This is a genomic window from Paraburkholderia phymatum STM815 (assembly GCF_000020045.1).
Taxonomy (GTDB): Bacteria; Pseudomonadota; Gammaproteobacteria; order Burkholderiales; family Burkholderiaceae; genus Paraburkholderia; species Paraburkholderia phymatum.
The window spans coordinates 1,786,028-1,804,959 of record NC_010622.1 but is presented as its reverse complement, the minus strand read 5'-3'; the positions used below and the strand labels follow the sequence as shown (position 1 = coordinate 1,804,959).

The 18,932-nt window shown below is 64.3% G+C and carries 16 protein-coding genes; 6 read left to right on the top strand and 10 right to left on the bottom strand.

The window, feature by feature from the left end; all coding sequences use genetic code 11:
• Positions 1 to 142 precede the first annotated feature (142 nt).
• Both BPHY_RS08105 and BPHY_RS08100 read left to right on the top strand, forming a co-directional pair.
• Positions 143 to 2,515, top strand: a complete 2,373-nt coding sequence (locus BPHY_RS08105; protein ID WP_012400982.1) for a UvrD-helicase domain-containing protein — start codon at positions 143 to 145, stop codon at positions 2,513 to 2,515.
• On the top strand, positions 2,512 to 3,300 hold the full coding sequence (locus tag BPHY_RS08100; RefSeq protein WP_012400981.1) for a 5'-methylthioadenosine/adenosylhomocysteine nucleosidase: 789 nt from the start codon (positions 2,512 to 2,514) through the stop codon (positions 3,298 to 3,300). The genes BPHY_RS08105 and BPHY_RS08100 overlap by 4 nt, the downstream gene beginning before the upstream one ends.
• A gap of 39 nt (positions 3,301 to 3,339) precedes the next feature.
• Here the strand turns inward: BPHY_RS08100 and BPHY_RS08095 are convergent, their stop codons facing one another.
• Positions 3,340 to 5,340, bottom strand: a complete 2,001-nt coding sequence (locus BPHY_RS08095; protein WP_012400980.1) for a propionate--CoA ligase — start codon at positions 5,338 to 5,340, stop codon at positions 3,340 to 3,342.
• A 37-nt stretch (positions 5,341 to 5,377) separates the two neighbouring features.
• Between BPHY_RS08095 and BPHY_RS41655 the strand changes: the two genes are divergently transcribed.
• Positions 5,378 to 5,524, top strand: coding sequence for a hypothetical protein (locus BPHY_RS41655; protein WP_157686518.1), 147 nt, complete (start codon positions 5,378 to 5,380; stop codon positions 5,522 to 5,524).
• Here BPHY_RS41655 and BPHY_RS08090 read toward each other — a convergent pair.
• Positions 5,514 to 6,752, bottom strand: coding sequence for an MFS transporter (locus BPHY_RS08090; RefSeq protein ID WP_012400979.1), 1,239 nt, complete (start codon positions 6,750 to 6,752; stop codon positions 5,514 to 5,516). The two genes, BPHY_RS41655 and BPHY_RS08090, sit on opposite strands and share 11 nt — an antisense overlap.
• Positions 6,753 to 7,208: 456 nt before the next feature.
• On the opposite strand from BPHY_RS08090, the gene BPHY_RS08085 reads away from it, so the two are divergent.
• A complete protein-coding gene (locus BPHY_RS08085) occupies positions 7,209 to 8,870 on the top strand; it encodes a methyl-accepting chemotaxis protein (RefSeq protein ID WP_012400978.1) in 1,662 nt (553 codons plus the stop codon).
• A gap of 151 nt (positions 8,871 to 9,021) precedes the next feature.
• Here BPHY_RS08085 and BPHY_RS08080 read toward each other — a convergent pair whose 3' ends face one another.
• The 4 genes from BPHY_RS08080 to BPHY_RS08065 are packed head-to-tail and all read right to left on the bottom strand — an operon-like array spanning position 9,022 to position 13,886.
• A complete protein-coding gene (locus tag BPHY_RS08080) occupies positions 9,022 to 9,882 on the bottom strand; it encodes an efflux RND transporter periplasmic adaptor subunit (protein WP_012400977.1) in 861 nt (286 codons plus the stop codon).
• Positions 9,883 to 9,899: 17 nt separating this feature from the next.
• Positions 9,900 to 10,100 carry a DUF1656 domain-containing protein gene (locus BPHY_RS08075; RefSeq protein WP_012400976.1) on the bottom strand — a complete coding sequence of 67 codons (201 nt, stop codon included), beginning with the start codon at positions 10,098 to 10,100 and terminating at the stop codon, positions 9,900 to 9,902.
• Complete coding sequence (locus BPHY_RS08070) at positions 10,090 to 12,324, bottom strand: FUSC family protein (protein WP_012400975.1); 2,235 nt, start codon at positions 12,322 to 12,324, stop codon at positions 10,090 to 10,092. Before BPHY_RS08070 ends, BPHY_RS08075 begins: the two co-directional genes overlap by 11 nt.
• A 14-nt stretch (positions 12,325 to 12,338) precedes the next feature.
• The gene (locus BPHY_RS08065; RefSeq protein WP_012400974.1) at positions 12,339 to 13,886 is read right to left on the bottom strand and encodes an efflux transporter outer membrane subunit; all 1,548 of its coding nucleotides are present in this window, start codon (positions 13,884 to 13,886) and stop codon (positions 12,339 to 12,341) included.
• A gap of 166 nt (positions 13,887 to 14,052) precedes the next feature.
• On the opposite strand from BPHY_RS08065, the gene BPHY_RS08060 reads away from it, so the two are divergent.
• Complete coding sequence (locus BPHY_RS08060) at positions 14,053 to 14,991, top strand: LysR family transcriptional regulator (protein WP_012400973.1); 939 nt, start codon at positions 14,053 to 14,055, stop codon at positions 14,989 to 14,991.
• Positions 14,992 to 15,158: 167 nt separating this feature from the next.
• Entirely contained in the window at positions 15,159 to 15,320 is a 162-nt protein-coding gene (locus BPHY_RS42485; RefSeq protein WP_012400972.1) for a hypothetical protein, read from the top strand.
• A gap of 19 nt (positions 15,321 to 15,339) precedes the next feature.
• Here BPHY_RS42485 and BPHY_RS08055 read toward each other — a convergent pair whose 3' ends face one another.
• From BPHY_RS08055 to wrbA, 4 genes are all read right to left on the bottom strand, one after another.
• A complete protein-coding gene (locus BPHY_RS08055; protein ID WP_012400971.1) occupies positions 15,340 to 16,182 on the bottom strand; it encodes a metallophosphoesterase in 843 nt (280 codons plus the stop codon).
• 39 nt (positions 16,183 to 16,221) lie between these two features.
• The gene (locus BPHY_RS08050) at positions 16,222 to 17,649 is read right to left on the bottom strand and encodes an FAD-binding oxidoreductase (RefSeq protein ID WP_012400970.1); all 1,428 of its coding nucleotides are present in this window, start codon (positions 17,647 to 17,649) and stop codon (positions 16,222 to 16,224) included.
• A 111-nt stretch (positions 17,650 to 17,760) separates the two neighbouring features.
• On the bottom strand, positions 17,761 to 18,186 hold the full coding sequence (locus BPHY_RS08045) for a DUF2069 domain-containing protein (RefSeq protein ID WP_012400969.1): 426 nt from the start codon (positions 18,184 to 18,186) through the stop codon (positions 17,761 to 17,763).
• 2 nt (positions 18,187 to 18,188) lie between these two features.
• Positions 18,189 to 18,791 carry an NAD(P)H:quinone oxidoreductase gene (gene wrbA, locus BPHY_RS08040; RefSeq protein ID WP_041763448.1) on the bottom strand — a complete coding sequence of 201 codons (603 nt, stop codon included), beginning with the start codon at positions 18,789 to 18,791 and terminating at the stop codon, positions 18,189 to 18,191.
• Positions 18,792 to 18,932: the final 141 nt, after the last annotated feature.

Genomic DNA, 18,932 nt, shown 5'->3' with positions numbered 1-18,932 from the left:
GCGCATGTCAAGCACGGGCGCGCCGCGCAATCGGGGCGTGCCCGGCGGCAGACGGCGCGCGGCAAGCGGCGATTGCTCACGGTCTTATAATGACGGACTACCCGCCGCAATCGTCGTCAATCGTCGTTTCTCTTCCTGACTCATGCCCGAACTGCTCGCGAATCTGAACCCCGAACAACACGCCGCCGTCACGCTGCCGAACGAACCGGCGCTCATTCTGGCGGGCGCAGGCAGCGGCAAGACGCGCGTGCTGATCACACGGATCGCGTGGCTGATCCAGCAAGGTTTCGCTTCTCCGCCCACCATTCTCGGCGTCACGTTCACCAACAAGGCCGCGCGCGAAATGATGTCGCGCCTGTCGGCGCTCTTGCCCATCGACACGCGCGGGATGTGGATCGGCACGTTCCACGGCCTGTGCAACCGGATGCTGCGCGCACATTACCGTGACGCGGGTCTGCCGCAGACCTTCCAGATTCTCGACACGTCGGATCAACTCTCGGCGATCAAGCGCCTGATGAAGGGCCTGAACATCGACGACGAGAAATATCCGCCGAAGAACCTGCAGTACTTCATCAACAACGCGAAGGAGCAGGGGCTGCGTCCGAAGGACGTCGACGCGTCGGACAACTTCAACCGCAAGTTCATCGAACTGTACGAGGCGTACGACCAGCAATGCCAGCGCGAAGGGGTGGTCGATTTCCCCGAGCTGCTGCTGCGCTGCTACGAACTGCTCTCGTACAACCCGCCGCTGCGCGCGCATTACCAGGCGCGCTTCCGGCACATTCTCGTCGACGAGTTTCAGGACACCAACAAGCTGCAGTACGCGTGGCTCAAGATGCTGGCGGGCGAGCACAACGCGATCTTCGCGGTGGGCGACGACGACCAATCCATCTATGCGTTCCGCGGCGCGAACGTCGGCAACATGCGCGACTTCGAGAGCGAGTTCAAGGTTCGCAACCTGATCAAGCTCGAGCAGAACTACCGCTCGCACGGCCACATTCTCGATGCCGCGAATCATCTGATCGCCAACAACTCGCGGCGTCTCGGCAAGAACCTGCGCACGGATGCCGGGCACGGCGAACCGGTGCGCGTCTATGAAGCCGCGACAGATTCCCAGGAAGCGGGCTGGATCGTCGAAGAGATTCGCGCACTGATCAACACGGGCCTGTCGCGCAGCGAAATCGCCGTGCTGTACCGGAGCAACGCGCAGTCGCGGACCATCGAACATACGCTCGTGAACGTCGGCATTCCGTATCGCGTGTATGGCGGCCTGCGCTTCTTCGAGCGTCAGGAAGTCAAGCATGCGCTCGCGTATCTGCGTCTGATCGACAACCCGAACGACGACACCGCGTTTGCGCGCGTCGTCAATTTCCCGACGCGCGGCATCGGCGCGCGCTCGATCGAACAGCTGGCTGACGCGGCGCGTCTCTACAACTGCTCGATGGCGGCGGCGATTGCGTACGTGACGGGCAAGGCGGGCACGAGTCTCGGCACCTTCGCGAACCTGATCGCGAAGATGCGCGCGGAAACGGCGCAGATGAGCCTGCCCGAAACGGTCGAATACGTCGTGCGCGCAAGTGGCCTGTCCGAGTTCTATCAGAACGAACGCGAAGGGCAGGAGCGGCTGGAGAACTTGCAGGAACTCGTCAACGCGGCCACGGCGTTCGTCAGCGAAGAAGGCTACGGTCTCGACACGCCCGCGCGTTCGATTCCGCTGCGCCCCGGCGCAACGTCCGCACCAGAACTCGTCGTCTCGACCGACGATCCCGGCATCGACGTGCTCGACGCCGCGAACCCGGCGGACCCTGCACAGAACCCCGACACGATGACGCCGCTCGCCGGCTTCCTGTCGCACGCGTCGCTCGAAGCGGGCGACAACCAGGCGCAGGCGGGCCAGGAGGCCGTGCAGCTGATGACGGTGCACGCGGCGAAGGGCCTCGAATTCACGGCCGTGTTCATCACGGGTCTCGAAGAAGGTCTATTCCCGCATGAAAACAGTGCGATGGAATCGGACGGGCTGGAAGAAGAGCGCCGTCTGATGTACGTCGCGATCACGCGCGCGAAGGAGCGGCTGTATCTGTCGTTCGCGCAGAGCCGGATGCTGCATGGCCAGACGCGCTACAACATCCGCTCGCGCTTCTTCGACGAATTGCCGCAGGAAACGCTCAAGTGGCTCACGCCGAAGGTGGAAGCGGGCGCGCGCTGGGGCGGCCGTTCGGACAACGCCGGCTGGGGCCGCGACTGGTTTTCGCGCCCCGATCGTCAGCAGAAGGGCTATCAGGGCAGCGCGAGCTACGCGACGACCAGCGCGCCGCTGCCCGCATTCGCCAACGAGCAGCGTGCGGCAGACACGGGCTTCCGCGTCGGCCAGCAGGTGTTCCATACGAAGTTCGGCGAAGGCACGATCACCGCGCTCGAAGGCGGTGGCGCGGATGCGAAGGCACAGGTCAAGTTCAAGCGGCACGGCGAGAAATGGCTCGCGCTGGCCGTCGCCAAACTGCAGGCGGTCGAATGAGCGCGCTACCTTCGGAAGCGACGATTCCGCGCCGTCCGCTTGGCGTGATGGCGGCGCTGCAGCAGGAACTCGGTGATCTGCTGATCGCGATGCGCGCCGAGGGCGCCGTCGAAACCATCACGCACGGCAAGCGCGACTATCACATTGGCACGGTGCACGGCGCGCCTTGTGTGGTGACGCTGGCGCGCGTCGGCAAGGTCGCGGCGGCCGCGACGGTGAGCGCGCTGATCCATGCGTTCGATGTGGAAGCCGTCGTGTTCACGGGCGTCGCGGGCGGCGTCGGGCCGGCGGTGCGGATCGGCGATGTCGTCGTGGCGGAAACGCTCATGCAGCATGACATGGATGCGTCGCCGCTCTTTCCTCGGTTCGAAGTGCCGCTGCTCGGTGTGTCGCGTTTTGCCGCCGATGCACCGTTGACTGTCGCGCTGGCGGCTGCCTGCGAGCGTTTCATCGACGAAGAGGGCGATGCGCTGTCGCAGCGTTTTGTGACGGAAGCGCGTCCCGTCGTGCATCGCGGTCTGATTTTGAGCGGCGATCAGTTCGTCGCGAGCGCGACAGCCGTCGATCTGCTGCGCGCCGCATTCCCGGACGCGCTTGCCGTCGAGATGGAGGGCGCGGCGATCGCGCAGGTCTGTTACGAGTACAACGTGCCGTGCGCGATCGTGCGGACCGTTTCGGACACGGCGGACGCGCATGCGCCCGCATCGTTCGTCACGTTTCTGACCGAGATCGCGGGCACGTATTCGAGTGGAATACTGAAGCGGTTTTTGTCGGCGCGCGGATGAGCCGAAATTAAGTACCCCGCGCCGCGTTGGCGGCGACGCTCAGCCGCCGCGTGTGCCGAAACCGAGTGCCACGGCGTCACGAATCTGCTGCAAAGCGGATGGATCTTCGATGGTCGGCAGGTCGCCGGGGTCGCGTCCTTCGGCAAGCGCCGCGATCGCGCGGCGCAACAGCTTGCCGGAGCGCGTCTTGGGCAGCATCGACACCAGCGCCACCTGCGCGGGCCGCGCGATCGCGCCGAGCTGGCGATCGACGGTCGCGCACAGGTCGGCAGAGAGCTTCGCGCGCGCGTCGTCCGAATCATATGCAGCCGCATCGCGCACGACGACGAACGCAATCGCCGCCTGTCCTTTGACCTGATCCGTCACGCCGACCACGGCGACTTCCGCCACCGCCTTGTGGCTCGACAGCGCTTCCTCGATTTCGCGCGTGCCGAGCCGGTGGCCCGCGACGTTGATCACATCGTCGGTGCGGCCGAGGATCGTCACGTAGCCGTCTTCGTCCTGGATACCCCAGTCGAAAGTCGAATAGACCTGCTGGTTCGGCACGCTTTCCCAATAGGTCTTCACGAAGCGCGCATCATCGCCCCACACGGTCGACATACAGCCCGGCGGCAACGGATAGCCGAGCGTGATCACGCCTTTTTCGCCCGGCGGGCACGGCTCGCCCGTGTTCTCGTTGCGCAGCGTCAGATCGTAGCCGTAGCAGGGCACGCCCGGAGAGCCGAGTTTTTGCGGCAACGCCTCGACGCCGCGCTGGATTGCGAGAATCGGCCAGCCGGTTTCCGTCTGCCAGAAGTTGTCGACGACGGGTTTGCCGAGCGAGTCGGCGATCCATGAAGCTGTCGGTTCGTCGAGCGGCTCGCCGGCGAGAAACAGCGTACGCAGGCTGGACAAGTCGGCCTGTTTGAGCAGCGCGGGATCCTGCTTCTTTAGCACGCGGATCGCTGTCGGCGCGGTAAACATCAGATTGATCTTGTACTGTTCGACGAGCCGCCACCAGATACCGCCGTCGGGACGGATCGGCGTGCCCTCGTACATGACTGTCGTGAGACCGGCGATCAGCGGCGCGTAGACGATGTAGCTGTGACCGACGACCCAGCCGACGTCGGAGGCGGTGAACATCGTGTCGGCCGGCTTGCCCTGGAAGATGTATTCCATCGACGCCGCGAGCGCCACGGCATAGCCGCCGACGTCGCGCTGCACGCCTTTCGGCTTGCCCGTCGTGCCCGACGTATAGAGCACATACGAAGGTTCCGTCGATTCCAGCCATTCGCATTGCACGTGGACATCGAAGAACTGCTCGCGCAGTGGCTCGTACGCGACGAGATACGGCGCGTTCAGACGCTCGGGCGTCAGTTGCCGGTCGATCAGCAGCACGTGCGGCGTCTTGTGCGTCGCGCGCGACATCGCTTCATCGACGAGCGGTGTGTAGTCGATTACTTTGCCTGCGCGCGCCCCCGCGTCGGCGGTGACGATCAGCACGGGCTTCGCGTCGTCGATGCGCGCGGCAAGGTTCGGCGCGGCAAAGCCGCCGAACACGACTGAGTGAATTGCGCCGAGCCGCGCGCACGCGAGCATCGCGAACACGGCTTCGGGGATCATGGGCAGGTAGATCAGCACGCGGTCGCTGCGCTTGACGCCGAGCGAGCGCATCACGGCTGCCATCCGGTTCACTTCCGCGTGAAGTTCGGCGTAGGTATATTGCCGCTCGATGCCCGTTTCCGTCGACACATAGATGAGCGCGTTCTGCTGCGCGCGTTCCGCGAGGTGCCGGTCGACGGCGTTATGGCAGAGATTCGTCCTGCCGCCGACGAACCAGCGTGAAAATGGCGGATTCGAGCGGTCGAGAACGGTTTCGAATCTGGTTTCCCAATGGATCCGGTTGGCCTGTTCGCGCCAGAAGTCTTCCGGGGATTCGATCGACCGGCGGTGGAACTCGCGGTAGGTGGTCATCGGAGGATGTCCTTTCACGGGTGCGGCTTTTTGCAGTTCCTGCGGTTTTGCTGTGGTTCTTTTTTCGCTTACGCGAGAGGACAGCATAGAGCACCGCCTGTGGGGCGGGCAACGCGGGTTCACCATGACCTTTTTTTGTCTGCAGCGCCGTTCTGGTTTTTTGCTGGCGAGCGCGTTTCTTTCGCTGGCAAAAGCCAACACGCGGATGCAAGCAGAAACCAAAACCACAACCGGGCAACCCTGCGCCGCAGGCAAAAACATCATGCGTTGAAGCGCTTCCCTTCAATATCCGGCAGGAAAACAGTCAAAACCCCCAGCAACGGCAAGAACGAGCAAACCTTGTAGACGTAAGGAATGCTGGTGGCATCGGCCAGTTGCCCAAGCACGGCAGCACCAATGCCTCCAAGCCCGAACGCGAACCCGAAGAACAGACCGGCCACCATCCCGACCTTCCCCGGAATCAATTCCTGCGCATACACGAGAATCGCCGAGAAAGCCGAAGCCAGCACAATCCCGATGATCACCGTCAGTACGCCCGTCCAGAACAGGTTCGCATATGGCAACAGCAGCGTGAACGGCGCCACGCCAAGAATCGATACCCAGATCACGTACTTGCGGCCGATCCGGTCGCCCACCGGCCCGCCGATCACCGTGCCCGCCGCCACCGCCGCCAGGAACACGAACAGATGCACTTGCGCAGCCTGCACGGGCAGATGGAACTTGTCGATCAGATAGAACGTGAAGTAGCTGTTGATGCTCGTCAGGTAGAAGTACTTCGAGAAAACCAGCAGAACCAGAATGCTCATCGCGAATGCCACCTTGCCGCGCGACAGCGTCATGTGCGCAGACTGCGCCGCACGCGCCTTCCTGGTCGCCGGATGGTGCTTGTACCAGCGGCTGATGTGCGTCAGCACCATGATGCCAACGAGCGCCGCCGCCGAGAACCACGCGATGCTGCGCTGCCCATGCGGAATCACAATGAGCGCGGCAAGCAGCGGTCCAAGCGACGAACCCGCGTTGCCGCCCACCTGAAACAGCGACTGCGCCAGACCATGCTTGCCGCCCGACGCCATGCGCGCGACACGCGACGACTCCGGGTGAAATACCGACGACCCGCAGCCGACCAGCGCCGCCGCAATCAGCAGCACGCCGAAGCTCGGCGCGACCGACATGAGCAGCAACCCCGACAACGTGAAGCCCATGCCGACGGGTAGGGAGTACGGCTTCGGATGCTTGTCGGTGTAAAAGCCGACGAGCGGCTGCAGCAGCGACGCCGTGATCTGGTACGTCAGCGTGATCAGCCCGATCTGTCCGAACGACAGCGAAAAATTAGCTTTCAGCATCGGATAGATCGCGAGGATCAACGACTGGATCATGTCGTTCATCAGATGCGAAAAGCTGATCGCGCCAAGAATCGAATAAACGGTCTTCGCTTGCGGCTTGGCGGAAGCCGAAGCAGCGGCGCCAGCCAGGGCGCCTTTGTCGAGGCTGGTTTCCATGTGGTCGGTCAGGAGAGAGTGGTTCGGACGCACGCGCCAGCAGTTGCGGCAAACCGTGGCGGCGACAATGTTTTTAGCGTTCGTTGAAGTGTAGTTTGTCTCACATCAATTGTCCGGCCAAGTTTTGTCGCATTCCGGACACCGACCCGCCGGCTCAGCGGGCGGTTGCGACTGTTTCCTGTGGCAACCTGCACACCGCCTGGACGCGGTGCGCCAGTCGCTGGCAGTGCGTCATCGCCACTCCGCCGTCAAAACGTGGGAAAACGTGCCCAACGATTTTTGGCCAATGTATAAATCCCGGCGGCGCACTGCTCATGAGGCGGCGCGCGAAGGACCGGGGAAATCGCTGGACGGACGGCCTCAAGAACGTCACCGGCGATGCCGTCATCCGGAGAGAAAAGCAGCGATGCCGGAACCGACCTTTCCGGCAGTGGCAATACGAGTGGGGACGACAACATGAAAGCAGTTACGCTGGGTGGCCAGCCGGGCGCGGGGTTCGTACCGGATGGCAAAGCGGCCGGGGGGCCGGCGAGTCCGGGCAAGCGGCGCGTCAAGCTGCGCGGCCGGTCCGTGAAGACGACCTTGCGGCTCGCGTTTGCGGTATTGCTGGTGGGGACGTTGGCAGTCGGCGTGTTTTCGCTGGCGCAGATCAGCCGCCTGAACGGGCAGATGCGCTCGATCTATGAGCAAGGCCATGTCGCGAGCCGGGCCGCCGAGGAAGCGCGCGGCTATCTTCTGCGCGCGAGCCGCGCCCAGAAGATGCTATTGACGGCGACGACCGCCAAGGAGCGCGACGAACTCGGCGCCGATATCGACAAGGGGCTGACCGGTCTGTCGGCCGAACTGAATACGCTTCAGCAATATGCGGACTCTGCAGAAGCCGGCGCGCAGCAGAAGAAGTTCGCTGACGCGATCGGCGTGTGGAGCGCCCATCTGCGCGATTTCGTGACGCTCGTGAAGGCGCAGCCGCTCGACCTGTCGCAGATGAACTGGCAGGTCGGCACGACGGATGTGTCGTTGCTCGTCGAAACGGGCAAGCTCGAAAAGCTGGTTGATGAACTCGTCGCGCAACGCGGCAAGGCGGCGAAAGCGACCATCGACGCGTCGTCGTTCATTTATCAATCGTCGTTCGTGATGATGGCTGTGATGACCGTCGCGCTGATCGTGCTTGCGTTCGTGATCAGCGAGTGGGTCGTGCGGCGCCTCGCGCGTCAGCTCGGCGGAGAGCCTGTGTACGCGAAGGAAATCGCGAGCCGCATCGCGGCTGGCGATCTGTCGAACGACATCGTGCTCGGCGAACGCGACAACTCGAGCATGCTGTCGGCGCTGCGGGACATGCAGAACGGTCTGTCGTCGACGGTCGCGCATATCGCATCGAGTGCCGAGGCGATCGCGGCAGCCTCTGGGCAGATATCGATGGGCAATCTCGATCTGTCGCAACGTACCGAACAGCAGGCGATGGCGCTCGAACGCACGGCGAGCAGCATGGAAGAACTCACCTCGACGGTGCGTCAGAACGCGGACAATGCGAAGCAGGCGCGCACGCTGGCCGACAATGCGTCGGCGATCGCGGAGAAGGGCGGCGACGTGGTGGGCCGCGTGGTCGCGACGATGGGCGAGATCAACGACAGCGCGAAGAGCATCGGCGACATCATCGGGGTGATCGAGGGGATTGCGTTCCAGACCAACATTCTTGCGCTGAATGCGGCCGTCGAAGCGGCGCGCGCAGGCGAGGAGGGGCGCGGTTTCTCGGTGGTGGCGGGTGAGGTGCGCAACCTGGCGCAGCGCAGCGCGTCGGCTGCGAAGGAGATCAAGGGATTGATCAGCGCGTCGGTGGAGCGTGCTAGCAACGGCTCGCAGCTGGCGCAGGACGCGGGGCAGACGATGGACGAAGTCGTCAAGGCCGTAAAGCGCGTGACGGATATCATGGGAGAGATCTCGGCTGCTTCCGCCGAGCAGAGTTCGGGCATCGAAGAGATCAATCTCGCTGTATCGCAGATGGATGCTGGTACCCAGCAGAATGCGGCTCTCGTCGAGCAGGCGACTGCCGCTGCTCGGGCGCTTGATGATCAGGCTCACGCCTTGAAGGCTGCTGTCGCCAAATTTTCTTTACGGTAGGCCGTTTTGCGGACCGCCGGCATTCGCTTCTGGTTGGCTGGCGTTGCCCCGCATAGGGGCAACACCAGCCAACCGGAAACACAACGCGGATGCCAGCAAAAGCAAAAGCAAAAAACCAAAACCGGCAACACCGCGTCGCAGACAAAAAACGTCAGGATGGCGTAACAACCACAGTACACGTCGTGCCAGCGGACAACAGTACACCGTCAGGCACAGAATCGATCTTCACCCGCACCGGCACGCGCTGCGCCAACCGCACCCAGTTGAAAGTCGGATTCACATCAGCAAGCAACTCACGGCTCTGCGGATTATCGCGATCATAAATCCCGCGAGAAATACTCTCGACGTGCCCCTTCAGCGTGCCGCCGCTCATCAGCCGGATATCGGCCTTGTCGCCGACCTTCACATGTGGCAGTTTCGTCTCTTCAAAGTAGCCATAAACCCAGAACGAATTGCTGTCGACGACTGCCAGCTTCGCCGATCCGGCAATCGCATAATCGCCGCGATATACGTTCAGGTTCGTCACGTAGCCGTCGACAGGCGCCACGACCCGCGTGCGCTCGAGGTTCAGCTTCGCGGCATCCAGAGCGGCCAGCGCCTGCTGGTATTGCGCTTCGGCAGCCGACGCCGTATGCGTTGCGTTCTCTCGGCTCTCCTTCGACACCACGAGGCTGTCCATGTCCGCGCGCCGCTGCGCATCGTCGCGCCGCATCTGCAACTCCGACTTGCGCGCGGCGACAGCAGCCTGCGCCTGCTCGACGGCGATCTGGTAGTGCGACGGATCGATCTGCATCAGCAGGTCGCCCTTGTGCACGAACTGGTTGTCGCGCACAGGCAGTGCAACCACCGCGCCCGATACGTCCGGCGCAATGTTGACGACTTCGGCGCGCACGCGGCCATCGCGCGTCCATGGCTCGTCCATGTAGTGCACCCACAGCGCACGCCCGATCAGGATCGCGACGACGAACACGATGGCCGTCGCGATAAATCCGATGATGTTTCTGATAGTCATGATTCGATTCGACTCGTTCAACGATAAACCCCGAGGCCCAGTACGCCGCACACACACACGAGCAGGCTTGCACGGAACAGGGATGGATGCCACACGACGCGATACAGGCCCGTCCAGGCCATCGCGCGGTCGAGCACCCAGGTGATCGCGGTGCCCGCGATAAACAGCAGCACGATGGCGGGAACGTACGCGTCGAGAACGGCAATCTCACGTGGCATGGCGAACTCCTTGTGGCGTGTCGCTGTTCGTGCCGCCAGCACCGCCGAGTTGCCCCAACGGCGATTGCGGATCGAGCAGCGCGCTCCGGATGAAATGCAGATGACTCAAAATGCGTTGCAACTGGTGACGCTCGTCGCGCGGCGGCGTGAACGTCGCGAGCGTCTGCTGAACGGCGGCGATCGCGTCGGCCGTCGCAGCAAGCGCAGCGTCGAGACGCTCGGCGCGCGGCCGCTCGAACAGACGGCTCACGGCCGAACAGGTCGCACGCAGACCGACGCGCCACGCCATCGACGGCGCATAGCGCGCATCGCGCGGCAGCGTCGCGACTTCGCTGCGCAGATCGATCACGGCATTGCCGACCTCCAGCACCGCGAACGTCCAGCGCATGGTCTCGCGCCTCACCTCGGCTTCGCTCGCTGCCAGCGCGTTGATCTGATGCATCAGGTCGCGCGCGCCGCTCTCGAAGCGCGTGCGCAGCCGCCATAGCCGTCCAATGCGGCCGCGGCACGCCAGCACCACCTGCGCGCGAAGATCGGCCAACAGCCGGTTGCGCAGCCACGGCGTCGACGGCGGCAACAGCACGGCGAATGCGATCGACGCAACCAGCATCGAGAGCACGAGCGCCATCGCGTCGTTGATGAAGCTGCTCGGGTCGTAGCGAATCAGGTTGTCCGGACCCGCGAGGAAGCAGAAGAAGATGCAGTAGCCGACGCCGTACCCCGCTAACTTCGGGCGCGTCGTCAACCACACGCCGAGCGCGAGGAACGGCGTGAGCGCGGCGCACAGCAGCGCAAAGCCATCGATATGCGGGTAGATGCCGAACGTCAGGCACATGGCGAGCGCCGATGACAGGATCGTGCCCGCTGCCATTTGCGATGCGGTGCGCGTCGGATTCGGCGACGACGAGGCAAGCGCGCACACGGCGGCCGCGTTCAACGTCAGTGTCGAGCCGCTCGGCCATGCAGTCGCGATCCAGAACGCGCCGAGGATCGTCATCACGATCGCCGCGCGCAAGCCCGCGACACCCGCCGCGATGCCGTTCGTCTTCGGCTGGTAGCGCGCAATCCAGCGTTCGCGCTCGTGCGTCGCGACCGCGAGCGACGCGTAGGTCGCGGCATACGCGTGCAGATCGTCGACGAAGCGGTAAAGCAGTTCGGCGCCTGTGTCGAAGTCGAGCAGCGGCGCGTCAGCGCGACGCTCGAGTACCTTGCGCGTCGCGCACACGCGCCTCGGCAAGTCGGCCTTGAACGCTTCAAGCTGCGCCGCCGCATGCGCAGCGTCGGCGGCCGTCAGCACGGGCTCGCCCGACTTGCTCAGCAACGGCGAAATCTCGCGGAAATACGGTACGAGCGCGTCGACGGCTGCCGTCGCGCCCGCCGTGTCCGATACGCGCAGGCGGTTCATCAACTGATGCAGCGCGTGAAAGCGCGTCGATACCGTCATGAACTCGCTATTCAGACGCGACAGCCGGCCGTTGCGCATCCGCGAGTCCGGGCTGTCGAACGCGGCGACGCTGCGCACCGCCTCGAAGCCGACCACATCGGCGACGAACTTCGCGTTGGTGTCCTCGATGCGCGCGCGATCCACCTCGCCCGAGAGCGCCGCGCGCACATAGTCGACGAACGACGAGAAGCGCGCCCGCACGGTGCTGCGCATCTGCTCGCCCGCGTGCTGCGGAAACACGAGCGCGCTCACCGCGCCCGAGCACAGAATGCCGACCACGACTTCCGCGACCCGCGTGAGCGCCGTCATGAACGCGCCGTCGGGATGCTGCGAGGCGGGGATGCCGATCAGCGCGGCCGTGTAGCCCGCCAGCACGAAGCCATACGAGCGGAAATTGCGGTTGCGCGCGGCGCCCGCTGTGCAAATGCCAACCCAGATCGCCGTCGAGATGATGAACAGCTCGGGCTGCTGCGAAAACAGACCGATCAGCGCCATCATCACGACGAGGCCGATCAGCGTCCCGCAGATCCGGTAAAAGCTCTTCGCGAACACCATGCCGCTCTGCGGCTGCATCACGATGAACACGGTCGTCATCGCGGTGCGCGGCTGCGGCAGGTCGAGCTTCATCGCGACGCCCAGCGCAAGAAAGCATGCGGCGAGCGCCTTGAGCAGATAGATCCAGGTGCGGCCATCGGTGCGCGCCCAGTCGAGCAAGGCGGCGTAGAACGCGCGCGGCGTCGGCGTCGTCGGCGTGCGGAAGGCGGGAGAGTTCGTGGACATCGGCTGCCCTCCTGTCAATGAGCGGCGGGCGCGCCCGTCGAAGCGGTCGCAGAGGCGTCCGCTTTCGAGCCCTTGCCCTTGCCGTGCGCGGGCAGCACATCCTTTTGCGAAGGGCCGTCGGCGGGATCGATCACGCCGCCGCCCAGCGCCGTCACGAGCGTCGCATGAGCCTGCAGCTGTCCGGCCTGGACCTTCGCGACGCCTTCCTGCGCGTGCAGCAGCTGCGTCTGCGCGATCAGCACGTTCACATAGTCGGTCAAGCCGCGGCGATACCCTTCGCGTGCCAGCTGATAGGTCTTGTTCGCCGTCGCGACGGAGCGCTGCGCATCGTTCAGCTGCGTATCGAGCGAACGCATCCGCACGACTTCGTCGGCGATTTCCTTCAACGCATTGACGATCGACTGGTTGTATTGCTCGACGGCCACGTCATAGCCCGCCGATGCCGCACCCAGTTGCGCGCGCAGACGTCCGCCCGTGAAGATGGGCAGCGACAGCGCCGGGCCCGCCGTCCAGCCGCCCGCCTGCGACTTCAGGAAGCCAAACAGCGGCCCCATCGCCGCATAGCCGCCGACGGACGCGAGCAGATCGATATTCGGATAGAAGTCGGCCTTGGCGACGTCGATGCCGCGCGCTTGCGCCGCGACCGTCCAGCGCGCCGCGACGATATCCGGACGATGGCCGATCAGTTCTGCGGGCATCCTCGACGGCAGTCCCGCGAAACCGGACAGCGCGAGCTGCGGACGCGTGATCGAATCGCCCGCGCCGGGGCCTTTGCCCGCGAGTGCCGCCAGCTGATTGCGGCCGAGTGCGATCGATTCCTCGATTGCGTCGATCTGGCGTTCGTATTCGGGCAGCGGCGTTTCCGCCTGCGCGACTTCCAGCTGCGTGCCGATGCCGCCTTTCAACCGCCGGTTCGCGAGCGCCGCGACCTGTTGCTGCTGCTCGAGCGTCGACTTCGCGATGTCGAGCAGCGCGTAGTTCAGCGACATCTGGATATAGGCGCGCACGATGTTCGCTTCGAGTTCGAGCTGCGCGGCGCGGTAATCGGCGGCGCGCGCGTGCGCGAGGTCGAGCGCTTCCTCGGTGGCGTTCTTGTCCTTGCCCCACAGATCGAGGTGATAGGAGAGGCCGAGTTCGGCCGTGTTGTTCCACGACTGCTGGCCAGCCAGTTCGCCCGGACCATAAAAGACGTTGTTCGGCCACTGCTTGCGCTGGATCTGCATGCTGCCGGCGACTTGCGGCAATTCAGCCGATTTCGCGACGCCGGCGATCGACTGCGCTTCGCGCACGCGCGCCTGCGCAGCCGCGAGCGACGGACTGCCCGCCTGCGCCTGCTCGATCCATGCGTTCAGCTGCGGATCGTGATAGGCGCGCCACCAGTCGGCAGCGGGCCATTGCGCGTCGGTATTGGCGGCACGGATCGCGGCGCCGACATCGAGCGAGGCGGGTTCCGTGCCCGTCGATTGAGGCGCAATGTGTCCCGTGCTCGCGCAACCGGCGATTATCAACGAGATCGTAAGAACCGACACTGCGGCGATCCCTTTTTTTACCGGAAACTGCACGATTGACTCCCCAAATGGCGATAGACGCTTGTGGAGGATTATATTTTTCGACCATTTAGCGAATAACCAGCAAGGGTGTAACGCATACTTACCGAAAATGAGATAATCGTCTTTCCAAATCGTGCAACAATCCTTCCCATACCGAAAGATTGATTGGATGTAGATCATGGATACGCTTCAGAACATGCGCGTATTTGTCCGCGTCGTCGAAGCGGGCAGCTTTACGGGCGCGGCGCAGCATCTCAATACGACGACGGCTTATGCGTCGCGCGCCGTGTCCGATCTCGAAGCGCATCTGCGCACGCGTCTCCTGAACCGCACGACGCGCCGCATCGCGCTAACGGAAGCGGGCGAGCGCTATCTGCAGCGCTGCGAGCAGATTCTTGCGTATGTCGACCAGGCGGAAGCCGAGGCCAGCGACGCGCATGCGCGCCCGTCGGGCAAGCTGAAAGTTCACGCGATGACGAGCTTCGGCCAGCACTACGTGGTGCCCGCCGTGGGCCGATATCAGCAGCGTTATCCCGATGTCCATCTCGAACTGACGCTCGCGCAACGTATGCCAGACCTGCTGGACGAAGGGTACGACGTCGCGCTCGTGCTCGCGCAGAGCCTGCCGGACTCCGGGCTGGTGTCGCAGCGTCTGGGCAGTGCGTTCAGCATCGCGTGCGCTTCGCCCGATTATCTGGAGCGCAATGGCGTGCCGCAGACGCTGTCCGATCTGCGCGGCCACACGTGTCTGCAGATGATCACGCCCGTGATGCCCGCCGACGAGTGGACCTTCGACGGCCCGAACGGCCAGGAAACGCTGCATCTGGGTGCGTCGACGTTCCAGATCAACGTCGCCGAGGCGATGGCTGTGGCAGTGCGCGAAGGCATGGGGGTCGCCGTGCTGCCTATCTATTCCGCGATTGCCGGTCTGCGTAGCGGCGAACTCGTGTGGATTCTGCCGGAGTACATCTCGCAGGAGATGAACGTCTACGCGCTGTATCCGTCGCGGCAGTATCTGGATGCGAAGATCCGCACGTGGGTCGAGTTCCTGCGCGACGAACTTCCCGCGACGCTCGCCACCGACCAGGCCGAACTGCGCCAGTTCGCGCGGACTTGAAATACGTGCCCGGTGGCACGATATCCGTAAAACAGCCTTGACGGACTGTTACATCCCGCTGTCGCGCCGCAACACTTGCTTACTTTCCTGCGGCATCGGGTTTGCTAACGTTTCATCAAGGCCGGCATCTCCGGCACGCAAGCACATCTGGAATCAAAGAGGAAAACATGGATACGCATCTTCTGATGATCGGCGTCGCCGTCATGGCCGGACTGATTGGAATTGCCGCGTCGCGCGATCTGCTGCGGCGTTTGCGGCCGCAGCCGCGGCTGGTGCCCGTGCGGATCGCGCGGCCCGTGCGCCGCTCGCGCGACCACAGCAACATGTGATCTGAAAGGTTCGGCTGCGTCAGATTTCGACCACCTTGTCCCACGCGAACGCGGCGTTTTCGAGCGCGCGTGTGCGCCGGTCGAGATAACCACGCGGGTTGCATATCACACGCGTGCCGTTTTCCACGTAATCGAATGCCGTGTGCGTATGGCCGTGCACCCACAGCGCCACGGGCTCGCGAACGAGCGACGGCAGATGATTGACGAAGCCCGCTGACACAGGATCGTCCGCAAAACGCTCGGCGAGACTGCGCCGATGCGGCGCGTGATGCGTAACCACGATCGTCTTTCCCGCGAACGGTTTCGCCAGTTCTGCTTCAAGCCACGTGCGCGCGTGGCGATGCATCGCGAGCGTATCGGCGGGTGTCAGATTGCGCGGCGTGTTGTCTTGCAGTCCGCCTGATTTGCCCGGACGATTTCCATCGTTGCCCGCCGTCCACGTCACCTGAATCAGCCCGCGATAGTCGAGCATCGCACGCTCGGCGGCGGCAATCGATTTCGCCCGCGTCTTTTCATCCGTACCGTACAGATCGAAGTCGGTCCATAGCGTCGTGCCGAGCACGCGCCACTGTCCGCGCGGCTCGACGAGCACCGCGTTGTTCAGGTAGTGCACGTTGTCGATGCTCGCCGCGGCATCTTGCATCGCGGCCTCCAGCGCGCCGAACTCGCCGTCGTAATATTCGTGATTGCCGGGCACATAGACGACGGGCACCGCGCCGTCGAACGTTTCGGCTGCCCAGCGCAAACCTTCGGCGTGGTTGTGGATGTCGCCTGCAAGCACGACGAGATCGGCGTCCGCATGCGGGATGATTTCCGGCGCGTCGTTTTCCAAATGAAGATCGGACAGCACGCGAATTTTCATGGACGCCTCTCGTCGATTCGGAATCGGTTTCGTATCAAGCTAGCGTAGCACCTTGCCGGGATTCATCAGGTTCAGCGGATCGAACGCCGCTTTCAGCGTCTTCATCAGACGCACTTCGACGTCCGACTTGTAGTGCGCCGCTTCGTCGATCTTCAACTGACCCACGCCGTGTTCCGCGCTGACGCTGCCGCGATGCCGATGCACGCTGTCGTAGACGATCCGGTTCATCGCGCTTTGGTATTGCGCGAGAAACGGTTTCGCATCGACGCCTTCGGGCGCCTGCACGTTGTAATGCAGATTGCCGTCGCCGAGATGGCCGAACGTGACCATGCGCGCGCCCGGCACGGCCTTCGCGATTGCCGCGTCCGTTTCCTCGATGAAGTGGCCGATGCGTGAAATCGGCACCGCGATATCGTGCTTGATGTTCAGCCCTTCCTCCGCCTGCGCGAGCGGAATGTGTTCGCGCAGATTCCAGAACCCCCGCGATTGCGCGAGATTTTCCGCGACCACGGCATCTTCGACGAGACCATCTTCGAGCGCCGTCTCCATCAGCCGTTCGAAGAGGGCGCGCGCGTGCTCCTCGCTCTCGCTGTCCGACAGCTCGAGCAGCACGATCTGCGCGTGCGGCTCGGCGAACGGATAGCGCATCTGCGGGAAATGGCGGTTCACGAGCCGCAGGCAGAAATCCGACATCAGTTCGAAGCCCGTCAGCAACGGTCCGGTGTGACGCTGCGCGAGCGACAGGAAATCGAGCGCGGCATGCGGCGACGGCAGCGCGGCGAGGGCCGTCACCTGCGCGGCCGGCTGCGGATGCAGTTTCATGACGGCAGCCGTGATGATGCCGAGCGTGCCTTCCGCGCCGATGAAAAGATCGCGCAGATCGTAGCCCGTGTTGTCCTTGCGCAATCCGCGCAGTCCGTCCCACACCTCGCCCTGCGGCGTCACGACTTCGAGCCCGAGACACAGTTCGCGCGTGTTGCCGTAGCGCAGCACGCCCGTGCCGCCCGCGTTGGTCGACAGATTGCCGCCGATCGTGCAACTGCCTTGCGCCGCGAGGCTCAGCGGGAAGAGGCGTCCCGCGGCAGCGGCGCGCGCCTGCACCTCGGCCAGCACGACGCCCGCTTCGACGGTGATCGTGTTGTTGTGCGGATCGACGTCGCGCACGCGATTCAGGCGCTTGAGACTCAGCACGGCTTGCGCGCCGCTTTCATCCGGTGTGGCGCCGCCCGCAAGGCCCGTGTTGCCGCCTTGAGGCACGAGTGCGATACGGTGCTGGTTGGCAATGCGCACGAGCGCGGCGACTTCTTCGGCCGTCGACGGACACAGTACCGCGCACGCGTTGCCCGTGTAGCGGCGGCGCCAGTCGGTCAGATAGGGGGCGGTGTCGTGCGGATCGGTGAGGACATGCGCAGCGCCGATGGCGTCGGTGCATGCGACGAGGAAGGACGATGGAGCAACGGAATTCATGTTGGTCGGTCAGGGCGGTGAAACGTGTTTCGGCTTGGACGTGAGGCGACGTTTGCGGTTGGTGCGGTGAGGCGCGGGGCGGCCCGGCTGGCGCCGCATCGCGGCGGACAATCAGACGGCGCCGTCAGCTGGCCCGTTTTCATGGACCGTCCGGCGTTTGGCCGCGCGCTTGAACGGCGCGACATAGACGAGCGCGCAGACGAAGAACGCGGCGGCGAGCCATGTTTCGCACCAGCCGAGCCGTGCGCTCAGGCCGCGATCGGACATCGCGCGCACGATGCCTTCCATCAGATAAAGCAGGCTCAGCATCGACGCCCATTGCAGCGTGTAAAGCCGTTTGCGCCATACGCCGGGCAGCGCGAGCAGCAGCGGCGCGGCCTTGAGCACGAGCAGCGAGCCGCCCGCGCGCAACGGCGCAAGCCACCATTCCCAGGCGACACTCAGCGCGATCAGTGCGACGAGCGCAAGCAGCGCGCCCGATGCGGCAGTCCGGTTGCCTTGCGTGCCACGGATCGAGGCGGCGGCGTCGCGCGGCATGCTCAGGGCCGCTCGGTCATCGACGCGGCCGTGCGCGCGATCCGCGCACCGAGCGCGATGGCGAGCGTCTTCTCTTCGGCAGAAATGCCGTTGCCAGCCGAGTCCGCGCGTGCGAAGTGAGACGCGCCGTACGGCGTGCCGCCCGTTTGCGTCGTCGTCAGCGTGCTTTCGGTGTACGGAATGCCGACGATCAGCATGCCGTGATGCAGAAGCGGCAGCATCATCGACAGAAGTGTCGATTCCTGGCCGCCGTGCAGGCTGCCCGTCGACGTGAACACGCAGGCCGGCTTGCCCGCGAGCGCGCCCGAGAGCCACTGTGGCGTCGTGCCGTCGAGGAAATATTTGAGCGACGCGGCCATGTTGCCGAAGCGGGTCGGCGAGCCGAGCGCGAGTCCCGCGCATTCTTCGAGGTCGCGCAGCTCCGCGTAGGGTGGACCTTCTGCGGGAATGTCGGGCTGCGTCGCTTCGCAGACCGTCGAGACGGCAGGCACGGTACGCATGCGCGCTTGCATGCCGGGAACGCTGTCGACGCCGTGCGCGATGGCCAGCGCGAGTTCGCGCGTGGCGCCGTGACGGCTGTAGTAAAGCACGAGGATGTCTTTCATAGGCATAGGCAGTGAACGGGTATTATAGGGGTGGGTTCGCCGACAGTGCCGCGAGTTCGTCCCGCGTTTTTGCGCACGTCTTGCGGCCCGATGGGCAGTCCGTGAATTCGCCCGATGCCGCGCCCCGCGAGATTGCTGCCC